General features: G+C 57.0%; 10 protein-coding genes. 8 read left to right on the forward strand and 2 right to left on the reverse strand.

Annotated features, from left to right (window positions below; all coding sequences use genetic code 11):
* Positions 1-404: 404 nt before the first annotated feature.
* The 8 genes from AC6IY8_RS02725 to AC6IY8_RS02760 all read left to right on the forward strand — a co-directional run bounded on the left by AC6IY8_RS02725 (position 405) and on the right by AC6IY8_RS02760 (position 12,542).
* Entirely contained in the window at positions 405-3,959 is a 3,555-nt protein-coding gene (locus AC6IY8_RS02725; protein WP_497777158.1) for a TonB-dependent receptor, read from the forward strand.
* A 525-nt stretch (positions 3,960-4,484) separates the two neighbouring features.
* Positions 4,485-7,853, forward strand: coding sequence for a TonB-dependent receptor (locus tag AC6IY8_RS02730; RefSeq protein WP_497777159.1), 3,369 nt, complete (start codon positions 4,485-4,487; stop codon positions 7,851-7,853).
* Positions 7,854-7,941: 88 nt separating this feature from the next.
* Positions 7,942-8,268 carry an RNA chaperone Hfq gene (locus AC6IY8_RS02735; protein ID WP_497777160.1) on the forward strand — a complete coding sequence of 109 codons (327 nt, stop codon included), beginning with the start codon at positions 7,942-7,944 and terminating at the stop codon, positions 8,266-8,268.
* Position 8,269: 1 nt separating this feature from the next.
* On the forward strand, positions 8,270-9,103 hold the full coding sequence (locus tag AC6IY8_RS02740) for an inositol monophosphatase family protein (protein ID WP_497777161.1): 834 nt from the start codon (positions 8,270-8,272) through the stop codon (positions 9,101-9,103).
* Positions 9,104-9,341: 238 nt separating this feature from the next.
* A complete protein-coding gene (locus tag AC6IY8_RS02745; RefSeq protein WP_497777162.1) occupies positions 9,342-9,602 on the forward strand; it encodes a 4Fe-4S dicluster domain-containing protein in 261 nt (86 codons plus the stop codon).
* 141 nt (positions 9,603-9,743) lie between these two features.
* Positions 9,744-10,559, forward strand: a complete 816-nt coding sequence (gene murI, locus AC6IY8_RS02750; protein ID WP_497777163.1) for a glutamate racemase — start codon at positions 9,744-9,746, stop codon at positions 10,557-10,559.
* Positions 10,560-10,767: 208 nt separating this feature from the next.
* On the forward strand, positions 10,768-11,505 hold the full coding sequence (gene rph, locus AC6IY8_RS02755) for a ribonuclease PH (RefSeq protein ID WP_497777164.1): 738 nt from the start codon (positions 10,768-10,770) through the stop codon (positions 11,503-11,505).
* A 53-nt stretch (positions 11,506-11,558) separates the two neighbouring features.
* Positions 11,559-12,542: a tagatose 1,6-diphosphate aldolase gene (locus tag AC6IY8_RS02760; protein ID WP_497777165.1), complete on the forward strand. Its 984-nt coding sequence runs from the start codon at positions 11,559-11,561 to the stop codon at positions 12,540-12,542.
* Between the two features lie 66 nt (positions 12,543-12,608).
* On the opposite strand, the gene fba is transcribed toward AC6IY8_RS02760, so the two are convergent.
* Both fba and AC6IY8_RS02770 read right to left on the reverse strand, forming a co-directional pair.
* On the reverse strand, positions 12,609-13,637 hold the full coding sequence (fba, locus tag AC6IY8_RS02765; RefSeq protein WP_497777166.1) for a class II fructose-bisphosphate aldolase: 1,029 nt from the start codon (positions 13,635-13,637) through the stop codon (positions 12,609-12,611).
* 221 nt (positions 13,638-13,858) lie between these two features.
* Positions 13,859-15,118 carry an NRAMP family divalent metal transporter gene (locus AC6IY8_RS02770; RefSeq protein WP_497777167.1) on the reverse strand — a complete coding sequence of 420 codons (1,260 nt, stop codon included), beginning with the start codon at positions 15,116-15,118 and terminating at the stop codon, positions 13,859-13,861.
* Positions 15,119-15,350 lie beyond the last annotated feature (232 nt).

Here is a 15,350-nt window from a genome sequence, read left to right on the forward strand (position 1 = left end):
CTGCGAAATCGACTCCGCTATGTCAATTTGCGCCTGTGTTTTTCTCTTTTCTCTTTGGTCATCTGCGTGCTTCGTCTGCGAGTAGCCCGCCCGCAGCACTTAAGAGGCTGGCGTCAGAATGCTCGGGACGTTTGCGACCGGCAATTTCGTGTCGCCTCACCGCTTCCTTGTTGTCCTTCCGAAGGCTGTTTCGAGACGTTCTGTGGGAGACAGCCAATTCCAGCAGCTCTGATTGGTCTTAGCTACTTTGTCTCCTGATTCCTTCATCCAGTGGATTCCGGTCCCTCGACCTTCAGGAGATTTGCATGTCAGCGAGTGGGCGATTTACGAACGCAAGCGCTAGGCTGAGATCCCAGGTTTTCGCTTTGGCCGCTTGTCTCATCATCTGTGTCGGATATTCATCGTTGGCTTTCTCTCAAGCCACAGTATCGACAGGAAGCATACAAGGCACGGTGACTGATCCTTCCGGCGCGGTTCTGCCCGGAGCCAAGGTCATCATCACCAATAACGCGACGGGACTTCGCATCGAGCGCAGCACATCGTCTTCTGGTGCATACTCCTCTGGCCCGGTTCCGTCCGGCAACTATCAGGTTCGCGTTGAGGCCTCTAGCTTCAAGACGGCTGTCGTTGGCGTAATTGTGCAGGTCGGCGCCGCGGCGTCCGGCAACGTCAGGATGAGCGTTGGCTCCAGCTCTCAGACCGTCGAGGTCACGGGCGAAACCGTTGCCGTCAACACCGAACAGCCAACCGTCCAAGGTGTCCTCACCTCATCGCAGATCGAGAACCTGCCTGTCGGCGGCCGCAACTTCCTTGATCTCGCGCAGCTCGAACCCGGCGTCCAGATTCAGGATGGCGGCAACTTCGACCCGACCAAAAACGGTTTCTCCTCCATCTCATTTGGTGGCCGCGCCGGTCGCACCGCCCGCATCGAGGTCGATGGCATCGACATCTCCGATGAAACCGTCGGCACCACCACGCAGAACGTTTCTGCCGGTGCCATTTCGGAGTTCCAGCTCAGCCAGTCCACCCTCGACCTCTCCACCGAACTCACCTCTTCCGGCGCGGTGAACGTCGTCACCAAGTCCGGCACCAACAGCATTCACGGTGAAGGCTTCTACAACTTCCGTGACAAGAACGCCGGCATCGCTAACTTCCCCGGCGGCCAGGACAACTACTTCCAGCGCAACCAGTTTGGCGGAAACCTCGGCGGCAGAATCGTCAAGGACAAGCTGTTCTGGTTCCTCAATGCGGAGCGCGTGAAGCAGTCCACACTGGTTCCCATCGTTGTCTCCGCGCCCTTCATCGGTATCCCTCCCGGCTACAACTCGCCGTTTAAGGACACCACCATGCTCGGCAAGCTGGACTACAACGGCCCCCGCGGCATGAAGTTGTTCTATCGCTTCAACTACAACTGGAATAGTGACATCGCCGCGTTCGGATCCACCTTCCAGCCCTTTGCCAACCGCGACAACACGCCTTCTCACGGTATCGGTTTCGACTGGTCCACCGGCAGGCTCACTCACTCCGTGCGTTGGGGATACCAGAAGTTCCAGAACCACATTGCTGACGCTGTTTTGGGCGGTGGTGTGTTTGACCCCGCTGGCAACCTGCCGGTGGCAATCCGTATCGGCAGCGCCTCCACCCAGTATCGGTTCGGCCCATCACGCTTGGCTCCGCAAGCTACCTTCCAGTCCAACAACCAGATCAAGTACGACGGTTCCTGGCTGCGGGGCTCGCACATGATCCGTTATGGCATCGACTTCAACCACATTCTTGGTGGAGGTTTTGCCGCCTTCTACAACTGGCCTGAATTGCGTGCCACCAGCTTCAATGCTGCTGCACAGCAGACTGCTGCCACCGGACCATTCCCGAACGGTGCGGCCAATCCTCTCAACTATCCTGTCAGCCAGATCATCCTTGGCAACGCTCAGGGTTTCAGCACCGAGCGTCCGCAGTTCGGCTATCCCGGTGGCGGGCAGTATGACAATCGCCTCGGCCTTTACATCGGCGACACCTGGAAGATTCGGCCTACCCTCACTATCACCTACGGTGTCCGTTATTCTCGTGACACCGGACGCGCCGACAGTGACCTTCCCCCGATCACCTGCGACCAGATTCCGACAAGTACCGCCACAGCTGCGACGGCCGCTCTCGGATCACCTATCTGCACCGGAAGCCAGCGGGTCTTTGATCTCTTCGCGGGCAACTATGGTGGAAGGGTCAATCAGCCCAACTCCAACTTCGGACCGCAGATCGGATTTGCCTGGAACCCTGGTGGCAATGGTAAGACCGTAATCCGCGGCGGCGGCGGTCTCTATTATGAGAACGCGATCTTCAACAACGTTCTGTTCGATCGTCCTGTGCGCCTTGCCGCAGGTCTGTTCCTTCAGACGCCCACTATCTGCCCCTCCGGACAACTGCCAGTTCCAGGAGGCATTATCACCTCGTTCCCATTCAATGGAACCCAGAACTATCCCATTGCCAGCCTCTGCAATGGCTTTATCGGAAACAACATGGCTGGCGTCGCAGCGTTGGCTGATTACTTCCATGCCCTCTCTGCCGCCGGCGGCGCCCAGGCCAACTCCGGATTCGTTGGCGCAAACCTCAGCAGCGGCACCACTCCTTCCGTGATTGCTCCGAATTACAAGACTCCACACTCGTGGCAGATGAACCTTGGAATTCAGCATCAGTTCGGTAAGGGCAACGTGTTCAGCGCCGACCTTATTCGCAACATCGGTCTGCGTTATCTGCTTGGCGTTGACACCAATCATGTCGGCGATGTGCGCCACTTCAACCCGGTTGCCGCGCGTGCCGCTGTTGCGGCCACCGTGGCAAAGTGCGGTGCGGCAACCGTCGAGGCGGCTGCTGCCTCCTGTCCTGCCTTGGAAACTAGCGCCACCGGCGTCGTTTCTGGTGCCACTATGGAAGATTTTGCTGCTTTCGGCGGCCTGGGTTCTGGTCTTGACATAGGCGGCGGACTCCCATGGTATCTGGCTGGACTTAATCAGCCTTATGCTTTCGGTGGCATCAATCCCAACGTTGGCAGTAACCCCATGCTGTTCCCAATTGGCCGTTCTGCCTACACCGCTCTGCAGATGAAATTCACCAACCGCCTCGAGAAGCCCGCTCGCGGAGTAGAGCGAGTTACGTCGCAGATTTCCTATTCGTGGTCGCGCTTCAACAGCATGATCACCGATCAGGACTTCGTAAACACTGCGTTCGATCAATCCAATCCTGGTCGGTACTTCGGGCCTAACGCGCTCGACCGTACCAGCCAGCTTTCGTTTGGAACCTTCTTCGATATCGCGAAGGGTCCACGCATCAGCTTCATTGGACACTTCTTCTCACCTCTGCCGCAGAATCCTTTCATTCCCTCGACGGGCGGTGCGGGAGAAGTGTTCTATACCGATTTCCAGGGTGATGGTTTGACCCAGGGATCGGGAGATGCTGACGGCCAGATCGTTCCGGGAGCAAACATCGGTGACTTTGGCCGCAAATACAAGGGAGCCGGAATAAACAAGTTGGTGAACAAGTTCAACGCCAACTATGCTGGCAAGCTGACTCCTGCTGGAAACGCGCTCGTCAGTTCCGGCGTATTGACAGAGGCCCAAATGGCGCTCCTTGGTGCGACCATTGCTCCTCTGCCGCTGGCCCCTGCCGATCAGGCGAATATGGGATGGCTCAAGGTTTTCGACCTCAAGTTTGGCTACCCCATCCGTCTTCGCGAAAACGTGAAGCTGACGCCTTCGGTCGCAGCCTACAACGTCTTCAACTTCGTCAACTACGATCCGAGCACCGTGGCCGGTCTCGCCATGCTGGGCGCAATGGACGGTTCCCCTGGCTCCATCAGCGGAACGCCCAAGAAAGACCCATCGCACCCGCGTGCTGGCCTCGGAACTGGCGTGAACACCATTGGCTCGCCGCGCCAGATGGAGTTCAGCCTGCAGCTCGTCTTCTAATTGCTTTGCAGACTGATGTACCTCCACCGGGGAGCCCAGGCTCCCCGGTTTTCTGTCTCTTGCGATTTCGATCTTCCAAGATACAAAGTCCAGTTGTTCCAAGCTTCGAAAAGTCATATCCAGCAATTTAGGCCAGAGTTTTTCCTTCGGTGTTTAGCCCTACGCTTCTGCCCGAAATCTTTTGGCCGCCAGCGTGCTTATCCACACACGGGTCACGCCATCCTCGGACTCTAATGTGGATGACCGGCCCTCTGAATACCTGATGATGCATCGTTTCTCAGTGTCCGCTCTCAGCCGGCGAGTTTTAGTGGGACCAGCCGAACCTGGGCAGCTCTGAAAGATCAGGCCGTTCGGCCCTCGTCCTCCGACTCGATTTTGTTGCGCCGCGGATGTCCCAGCATTCGCCTGGTGAATGTGATAGCGCATTCCCACCGCGCATCTATGGCCTTTCGGCACGACGTTCGTCATGCCAGGGTAGAGGAACCCATGACACGAGAAAGTTCGTTTCTAACCAGATGCTCCTTGGTGTTGGCATTGATCGTATGCCTTGCCGCCGGAGCCTGGGCCCAGTCGATTGTCTCCGGCGACGTCACTGGCACCGTCACCGACCCCAGTGGTGCGGTCGTACCCGGCGCCAAGGTCACCATCACCAACAACGACACCGGTGCCAAGAAAGACGGCACCACCAATAACGCCGGCGTGTATCGTTTCCCGCTGTTGAACCCCGGCCGCTACACCCTCACAGTCAATCAAGCGGGCTTCGGAACGGTGAACCAGGGCGCATTCGTGTCCGTCGGCCAGGTCACCCGCGCTGACATCAAGCTCAGCGTCGGCGCTGCCTCCCAAACCGTCGAAGTGACTGCCGAGACGCCACTCGTTCAGAATGACAACGGCAATACATCGACGAGCTTCAATGCTGCTCAGATCGAGTCCGCTCCCATGCCTGGCAGCGACATCACGACAATTGCCGAACTAGCCCCGGGCATCCAGACCAACACGTCATCCGGCGGCGGATACGGAAACTTTAGTTCAAACGGAGTTCCCGCCACTGCCAACCTGTTTACCGTCAATGGCAATGACGAGATGGACCCATACCTCAACCTGAATAACTCCGGTGCCAGCAACCTCGCCATTGGCGCCAACGAGTTATCTGAAGCCACCGTCACTACCAATGGCTACTCAGGCGAGTTCGGACGCAATGCCGGCGCGCAGATCAACTACGCTACCAAATCCGGCAGCAATCACTTCCACGGCAACGCTATCTATAACTGGTCGGGAGCTGCGCTCAATGCCCGCGACTGGTTCAACACGACGGGGTCAGCGCCCAACACCCACAATCATCAGTGGGCGGCATCTGTCGGCGGTCCCATCTTCAAGAACAAGACCTTCTTCTTTGTGGACACAGAAGGAATCAAGTACACGCTACCCACCAGCAACCTGGTTAACATCCCCAGCCCAACGTTTCAGGCTACAACCCTTGCCGCCGTTACTCCTCTTGGTGAAGCCGCGTTCTACCAGAACATGTTCAATCTCTGGAACAACGCCCCAGGAGCCGCCAACGCCGTGGTTGATCCTGCGAATCCCGACGTTGCCACATTCCACAATGCGGTTACAAACAGCGCCCATGAGTGGATTTTAGTTGCACGTGTTGACCATCAGTTCACTGCTGCCGACAAGGTCTTCTTCCGTTACAAGACCGATCACGGTCTGCAGCCTACATTCACCGATCCCATCAACCCGGTCTTTAATGCTGAGAGCAGCCAGCCTCAGTACGAAGGTCAGGCTAACTGGACGCACACCCTCGCGAACGCGGCTGTGAACCAGTTCATTCTGTCGGGTTCGTACTACAGTGCGATCTTCCGGTCTGTGAATCAGGCTGGTGCGCTTGCGGCGTTCCCATATAGCTTCTTCCCCTCTGGGCCGTTTACTCCGCTTGGTGGCGAGAACTTCATCTTCCCGCAGGGCCGCAATGTCGGACAGGCACAGATTGTGGACGACTTTTCCATCACCAGGGGGAATCACAGTCTCAAGTTTGGCGTGAACTGGCGTCACAATAATGTGACGGATTACGTTTACTCCGAGCGTTCCGTGACTCCGGAAGTCGTCGTAGCCAGCTCGTCAACTTTTGGTTCAGGAGCTTGGGATCAGTACATTCAGCGTTTCTCGCCCCGGAACTCCGAGCCGTTCGTGATAAATAGTCTCGGCTTCTACGTGCAGGATCAGTGGAAGGCCTCAAGCCGTCTGACGCTTACCTTGGCCCTGCGCGGCGACCACAACTCCAACCCGTATTGCAAGCTGCATTGCTTCTCGCTTGCTCCGGCAGATTTCAGCCAGATCAACCACGATGCGGCGATTCCCTATAACCAGGTGCTCATCAATGGCCAGAGCAATGCGTTCCATAGTCTCGAGGCTGTAGCATGGCAACCTCGATTCGGGTTCGCTTTCACACCTAGCGCCAATGGACGCACCGTTCTCCGTGGCGGCATCGGCGTTTTCGCCGACATCCCGCCGGGCACGTTGGCCGAGTTCTTCTCCCGCAACGTACCTCAGCAGAACTCGTTCACCATTCAGGGATCGCCTGCTGATCCCTCTGTACCTGGAAGCTCGCAGTCTGCCGCCATCGCAGCCAATGCTGCGCTGAACAGCATCTATGCGAACGGCGGAACTGCGGCTAATTTGATCGCTGCTGAAACCGCTGCGGGCGCAGTCGCGGCCTTCCCCAACCTCAACATCGCACAGCGCCACTTCACCAACCCCAAGTTCATCAAGTACAACCTTGAGTTGCAACAGGGACTGGGTGCGAGGAACTCAATCTCCATCAACTACAACGGAAATCACGGTCGAGACATCATTGTGGACAACCCTGGCCTAAACGCGTTCTGCTCGCCTGCGCGCTGCGCCAGCTTAGCGGATCCCACAGTTGCTCCAGTTGTGACCACCGTGTCCAACGGAGTTAATGGCTTCCCCAATGCTCCTGGTCCGCTGAGCTCTCGCCAGTCTCCGATCGATGGACGATTCGGAACCGTATCGGATTACACCAACACCGGCAACTCCGAATACAACGGTGTCACTGTCAGCTTCCAGCGTCGCTACACTTCGCTTCAGCTATCGGTGGCATACACCTGGAGTCATGCGACGGATGATGTCTCCAACGGCGGTCTGTTGCCCTACAGCGGGAATGACTCGATCATTACTCAGATCGACCCGCATTGCCTGAAGTGCCAGAACTGGGGCAATGCTGATTACGACATGCGTCACTATCTGCAGGCCAATTACAGCTGGACGCCCGGTTACAAGTTCAACCGCGGCTTCCTGGATGCGGCCTTCGGAGGGTGGACCCTTTCCAATACCTACTATTTCCGAACGGGCCTGCCGTTCTCGGTGTTTGACAGCGGATTATCGAGCACCATTCGCTACTACGGAAGCGACCTGCTGCTCGATCTACCGAGTGGGCCGTTCCATTGCGGAGCAGCTTCTCCCAGAAACAACACCTGCTTCGACCTCACCAATCCCGCGCAAGTCGGTGCTTACGTCGCAAATACCGCAAACCCAAACAACATCAACAGTGGCGGAGCTCCAGAAGCTGACCCCACCGTTGGCGTTGCAAGTAACCAGCGTCGAAATCAGAATCGTGGACCGAATTACTTTGACACCGACCTCAGCCTCTCAAAGACGTTCAAGCTTGCTGAAACCGTCCGTTTCGGGATCGGTGCCAACGCTTACAACCTTCTGAATCACCCCAACTTCGCCAATCCGCTGGGTGACATTGCTAACGGAGTGGGAATTGCCGGTACGATTCAGAACACCATCGCTCCACCCACCAGCATCTTCGGTGCATTCGCCGGCGTTGCCACGGGTCGCGTTCTCCAACTCAACGCCCGCATCACGTTCTAAGCGGGACCTAGCATCAGCCCTGGGGCGGCCTTCGTGGCCGCCCCTTTTTTCGTCCGCGATCCTTCAATGATTCCGGTAGAATCTCTTCATGCCCATTCGTCCAACCAACAAGGGAAAGACTCCGCCTCCCGAAGAAACCTACGAAGAAGCCGCGTACCTCAAGGCGCTCGGCGAAAAGCAGAAGCTTGTCAGCATCAAGTTGCAGGGAGGGGAAATCGTCCGCGGCTGGATCGAGTACTACGACCGGAACATGCTTCGCCTCACGCGCGAAGGAGCTCCGAACCTTTTCATCTTCAAGTCCGAAATCATGTACATCGCCGAAGGCGAAATTAAGCCTGCGCGCCCGCGCCGTACCCGGACTGCCACTTCTTCCAGCTCTGCTCCACTCACGCCGCAGCGAGCTCAAGACGAGTAGCATGACCGCCTCGTCCACCTCCGGCTTTCTCTCGCAAACCACCGCGATTGCTCGCGAAGCTGGAAAGCTGCTGCTGCCGTTTTTTGAGCGCCGCATCGGCTACGAGTACAAGGGCGACGTCGATCTCGTCACGGAAGCCGATCGCGCCAGCGAAAAGCTCATCGTTTCGCGACTCCGCGCCACCTGGCCCGAGCACGACATCGTTGGCGAAGAGGGCACGCGCGACACTCACGGCGGCGATTTCCGTTGGTACGTCGATCCCCTCGACGGCACCACCAACTTCGCCCATGGCTACCCTGTCTTCTGCGTCTCCATGGGACTCGAATACCAGGGCCGCCTCATCCTCGGCGTCATCTACGACCCCACGCGCGACGAAGTCTTCGCCGCCGAGCAGGGAAGTGGCGCTACTCTCAACGGCCACCCCATGCACGTCTCTACCACGACGACCTTAGCCGAATCCATCCTTGGTACCGGCTTTCCCAGCTTCAAGCGCCACAAAAATCCGAACATCCACTTCTACCATCAGATCACCCTGCGCTCTCACGGCATCCGCCGCGCCGGTTCCGCCTCGCTCGACCTCGCCAACGTTGCCTCAGGTCGCTACGATGGCTTCTGGGAGTTCAATCTCAATCCGTGGGACACCTCTGCCGGCGTTGTTCTCGTCCGCGAAGCCGGAGGCATCGTCACCCGCTTCGATGGTTCGCCCTTCAGCATCGACAGCCACGAAACCATCGCCTCCAACTCCCTGATCCACGAAGAAATCCTGCAAAACTTCCGCGAAATCTTCGCTGGCCGCGCTGACGACCTCCCGCCCCTCAACGCCCACCAAACCTAACATTCTCTTGCTTCCATTTTCGCCTTTGCTTTTGCATTCGCCTTTGCCTTTGCTTTTGCATTCGCCTTGCATTTGCCTTTGCCTCTGCTGTTTCCTGCGAGTTTAGGGTGGGGTAGTTGCCTTTGCTCTAGCCCTTGCTCTTCACCTGCGCGCTCACCATTTCATCCACAGCAGCCCTTCCGCTGTTTTGCTACAATCAGAGGTTCGATTTGACTTACTAGCAAAGGACAGCAAATTCATGGCTTATGTAATCGCAGAACCGTGTATTGGAACCAAGGACACCGCCTGCGTCGATGCCTGCCCGGTGGATTGCATCCACCCAAAGAAGGACGAAGCCGCGCACGCGGAACAAGAGATGCTCTATATCGACCCCGTCGAGTGCATCGATTGCGGAGCCTGTGTCCCGGTCTGCCCGGTCTCGGCCATCTTCGCCATTGACGATCTTCCCGAGAAGTGGGCGCACTTTGCCGAGCGCAACGCCAAGTACTACGGTCGCTAACATTTCGATTTGACTTCTTTCAGATCTAACCCAGACCCGTCACCCCATCTCTGCCAGTAGTTGGCAGAGGTGGGTGTTTTGCTTTGCAGCCCTCGTACTTGGGTTTCCACTCTTGCGCCTCTTTGCGCTACATTGAGTGAAGTGACCTCGCATCCACATCGACCCACCATCGGAGTCTTCGATTCCGGCGTTGGCGGACTCACCGTGCTGCGCGCCATTGCGCGACTGGTGCCCAACGCCGACTACCTGTTTTTCGGCGACACTGCCCGTCTCCCCTACGGAACAAAGTCGCAGGAGTTCGTCGCCCGGTATTCATCTTTGGCCGCTAAATTCCTGGCCGCGCGCGGCATCGACCTTTTAGTCATAGGCTGCAACACTGCCTCCGCCTTGGCGCTATACGACATCAAGTCCGCAGTCTCCATTCCGGTCATCGGAGTCATCGAGCCAGGCGCCGATGCCGCCGCGGCCGTGTCGAAGAGTCGCGAAGCCCTTGTTTACGCCACCGAGGCCACCTGCACCAGCCATGCGTATCAGCGTGCGCTCGCTCGGCGCGGCTTTGCCACCTTCGAAAAACCCTGTCCGCTTCTTGTCCCGCTCGTCGAAGAAGGATGGACCGAGACCCCCGTAACCGAGCAGGTCGCGCGCATCTACACCATTGAGGCCCTGCGCACTGCATCGACAAATGTCGATGTTCTTGTCTTGGGATGCACCCACTACCCGCTCCTGCGTCCCATGCTGCGTCGCGTCGTTCCGCAGCGTATCGCGATAGTCGATTCAGCCGAGGCCACCGCTTGCGCCGTTTTGCAGTACCTCGCCGGACACGATCTCAAGGCTGGTTCGCCGTCCTACAAGTTTTTCGTGACTGATTCGGTCGAGAAATTCCATAAGCATGCCCCCGTCTTTCTCGGCTTCGAAGCCGAGTCAGTCGAGCGCGCCGACCTCGATTCCGGACACTGAACACCATGCTGAGAACGTCGCCTGTCAAGCTGTACATTGGTACATTGGCAAGGCGGTTATCCCAGTGCGCTCGTCAGGTGCAAGACTGGTGAATCCTTTCTCGCTCGCAAAGCCTGATTAGGAATTAGTAATTAGCTCCAGACCTGTGTTTCATATTTCAGTACTATTCAGCCCGAACCATAGCGCTCGAGGCAGCAAGGAACTACAAATGATTTTTCGCTCTGATAACCGCTCGCTTGACCAGATGCGTCCCCTCCAACTCACTCCTGAATTCATTCGCACCGCCGAAGGCTCATGCCTCATCGAGATAGGAAATACGCGGGTCATCTGTACTGCCACCGTCGAGGAGAGCGTCCCCGGATGGATGCGCAACCAGGGCAAGGGCTGGGTTACCAGCGAATACGGCATGCTCCCCCGCGCCACTCTCACCCGCACCGCTCGCGAAGCCGCTCGCGGCAAACAGGGCGGCCGCACCCATGAAATCCAGCGCCTCATCGGTCGTTCCATGCGCGCAATCGTTGATACCGCGAAGCTTGGCGAGCGAACTCTATGGATTGACTGCGACGTGATCCAGGCTGATGGCGGCACCCGCACTGCATCCATCACCGGAGGCTTCGTCGCCATGGCGTTAGCCATGCAGAAACTCGTTGATTCAGGCACTCTCAAGCAACTTCCCATCAAGGATACGGTCGCTGCAATCAGCGTTGGCATTGTCGATGGCGAAGCAATGCTCGACCTCGCCTACGAAGAAGATTCGCGCGCCGAAGTCGATATGAATTTCGTCCTCACCGGTTCCAACAAGTTCATCGAAGTGCAGGCCACAGCCGAGCACGAACCGTTTGGCGATGAGCAACTCTCAGCCATGACAGCGCTGGCTCGAAAGGGAATCGCCGAACTCATCAGCCGTCAGCGCGAAGTGCTCGCAGCCGCTGGAGTGAAGCTTTAATCGCATGCTGCCTCTTTTCTGCTGTTCGCATCTGAGTCGTGCAGGAGGCGAACGTGAAACTTACTCCAGGAAAGATGGCTGGCATGAAGGCGGTCTCAAACGAGCGCGGCGTCATTGCTGCTGCTGCGATGGACCAACGTGGCTCCCTCAAGAAAGCTCTCGGTCCGAAAGCCACAGAACAGGATCTGATTGATTTCAAGATCGCTGTCAGTGAAGTGCTGACCCGCTACGCAAGCGCTATTTTGCTCGATCCAGAATGGGGCCTTCCTGCCGCGAAGGCCCGCAACAAGAACAGCGGCCTGCTTCTCGCCTACGAAAAGACCGGCTACGACAAGCAAGTCCCCGGGCGACTGCCCGATCTGCTCGATGTGTGGAGCGCGCGTCGCTTGAAAGAAGCCGGTGCTGATTGCGTCAAGATTCTGCTCTACTATGCGCCGAGCGATCCTGAGCACATAAATCAGCACAAGCAGGCGTGGGTCGAGCGCATCGGTGATGAATGCGTAGCGAATGATATCCCTTTCTTCCTCGAAATTATTGGCTATGAAGAAGGCATGGACGAAAAGGGACTTGAATACGCGAAGAAGAAGCCTGAGATCGTGCAGGCTTACATGCGCGAGTTCAGCAAGCCGCGCTACAACGTCGATGTTCTTAAACTAGAAGTTCCCGTCAACATGAAGTTCGTCGAAGGAACGCGCAGCTTCAAGGGAGAGAGGGCATACACCAAGTCCGAAGCGATGCAGTTGTTCCGCAAGTCGGCGCAGGCAACGGACAAGCCTTACATCTATCTATCTGCAGGCGTGAGCAACGCGGAATTTTCAGAAACGCTGGAGCTTGTCGCCGAGAGTGGTGTGAAGTACAACGGCGTTTTATGCGGTCGAGCCACATGGGCCGATGGCGTACCCATCTTTGCCGAAAAGGGGCTGAAAGCGTTCCGCGAGTGGCTCGAGACAGAAGGTGTGAAGAACATTCAGAACGTGAACGAAGCTCTCAAGGGTGCCTCGCCCTGGTACCCTGTCGCTGAGCTCAGAGCCGCTTAAAATCTGTATAAAACAAAGATTGGAGGAGCACATGACTCCTCCAATCTTTTGTTGCAAATGATTTGACTACACCGTCGCCGAAGCGTTGGCGTAGCGCTTCTTCATCTCTTCAATTGAGATAGGTGCGTAGTCGCCTGCATGTCCGGCTTGACCGAACTCGCGCATACGTTGAGCGACAACCTTCTTCATCGCTTCGCGTGCGGGCTTCATGTAGTCGCGCGGATCGAACTTTTCAGGCTGCTCGGCAAATACCTTGCGGATCGCACCCGTGATCGCCAGGCGATTGTCGGTATCGACATTGACCTTGCGCACGCCATTGCGAATGCCCAGTTGGATCTCTTCGACGGGAACGCCCCACGTCGGCTTCAGCTTGCCGCCGTACTGGTTGATGATGTCCTGCAGGTCCTTCGGTACGCTGGAGGAGCCATGCATGACGAGGTGCACGTTGGGCAGGCGTTTGTGAATTTCGATCAGCACGTCCATCTTCAGCACAGAGCCGTCGGGCTTGCTGGTGAACTTGTACGCGCCATGGCTGGTTCCGATTGCGATCGCCAATGCGTCAACGCCCGTCTTCTTCACGAACTCAACAGCCTGCGAAGGATCGGTGACATGCTCAAGTCCGCTGCCGCCGGCCCCGTGTCCATCTTCAATTCCGCCGAGCACGCCGATTTCGCCTTCAACTGTGACGCCATGTTTGTGCGCGAGTTCAACGACCGCACGAGTGACTTCCACGTTCTCTTCAAAGGTCGCGGGAGTCTTGCCGTCCTCTTTCAAGGATCCGTCCATCATCACCGAGGTGAAGCCGAGTTCGATGGCGGACTTGCAGGTTTCAAAGCTGTTGCCGTGGTCGAGGTGCATGACGAGCGGAATCTCGGGATAGAGTTCCGCGGCGGCCAGCATCAGGTGATAGAGGAACTTGTCCTGCGAGTACGCACGAGCACCGCGCGAGGCCTGAATGATGACCGGCGACTGAGTTTCGCGCGCAGCTTCCATGATGGCCTGAATCTGTTCCATGTTGTTTACGTTGAAGGCGCCCACGCCGTAACCGCCCTTGGCGGCCTCATCCAGCAACTGCCGCATAGAAACCAGAGGCATAAAAGATCTCCTTAGAAAGTTGTTTGCCGTAATGTTTGCGTCTCGCCGAGATTATAAGTGCAAGGGCGGCGAGAACCCCTTTCGAAGCTTAGTAGCTGCCTACTTTGCCGCGGAAATCTTGAACAGATGAAGCTATCACGGATAGGACCGCTTTGGAAATTCCGAAGACTAAGCTTGGAACTGCACGGCGTGTCGGATTGATGTGGGCTTCTCTGGGAGGCTCAAAAATGCGGCGCGATCCACTCGCTCCAGACAAACATCGCATTTGCGATAAGCATGGCCAGCACTGCAAACGAGAGAAAGAAATCATCGAAGCGGCTGTTGGACGAATGAACAACGTTGTGGTTGCGGCCGAGCAGCACCAGGAATGTGAGAATCGGAACAACCAGAGCTCCGGCTCCAACTTGCGACCAGTAGAGCAGCCGAACGGTATTCACCCCAAACAGAGAAATGCTCACCGAGACGAGCAGGATCGATGAGATTGCGATGTAGAAGTAGCGTGCCTCCCATGGTTCCTTGTTGAGACCCGAGGCCCAGCCGATCGCTTCCGAGATGCTGAAGGAGAGTGAGGCTGCAAGCAAAGGCAGCGCGACAATGCCTGAACCCAAAATTCCAAGCGCAAACAGCAATGGCCCGGCTGACCCAAGGAAGGCGAGCGCATGCGAGGCTGAGCGAGTCGTCATTGCAGCAGCATCTGGCATATGGAAACTCGCAGAGACGACGATTGCCGAGAGCGAAATCAATGTGGCTACCAGGGTTCCCGCATGCGACTCGGTTTCATGTGAAGGATCCACATCGCGCGGCAAATCGCGCTTCGAGCTGGTCTGCCAGATGATGACATCGGGAGTGAGCAGAGAGCCAAAAACAGCAATCACAGCCATCGAGTACGGCGAGGTGGCCTCAAGATGCGGAAGCAAAATGCCTTTCACAACGTCCACGGGTGAGTGAACCGTGTAGATTGCCGCGACCACATAGGAGACGAGAAACAGCGAGAGCAGGCCAAGCCGCTCCATACTCTTGCGCGCGTTTCCTACAATAAGCATGTACCAGACAATGAATGCCAGAGGAACCAGGAAGAATGCCCGCCACTGATTGGTCACGATCGAGAGCGCATCGCTGACCGCAACCAGATCCCCGATAATCATCGCGAAGTTCACAACGAACACTGCCATGGCCAGGGCTACGGCCATCTTGCGTCCGTATTGCTCGCGTACAAGCTCGACGAGTCCTTTGCGTGAGTCACCGCCGATGCGAGCGGAAACCGAAAATACGCTCCAGAGCACCGGCATTGCGAGTAGCACAACCCACCCGACGCTGTAGCCAAACGTGGCTCCCGCAACAGTGGCGGTGAGGACGGCTGCGGGATCGAGGTCGGCTGCTCCCGCGACGACTCCACGGACGAATGCGGAGAGCCGATGGTGCGGCTCTGGCGGAGGCAGCGGCTGCAGAGGCGGAGGTAGCCGATAGGGCAGATGCGACATAATCTGTCTTCAAGTTGAGGGGATGCGGCGGGAGGATCTCTGGTTGGCAGAGCTAAGGGTTCGAAACACCTCTTGCCAAACACTCCGACGCAGAATCTCGCATGCGAGAGATGGCGATCGTAAGGTTAAAGCTCTCCTGTGAATTTCCGACCAAAAAAATCGCCATTTCCTAAGTCATAGAAATACAAACGGATAGAGTTTCTGCTCGAGGAAGTCGGCTCTTGCGTTTTCT

The sequence above is a fragment of the Koromonas soli genome (genome assembly GCF_059726265.1).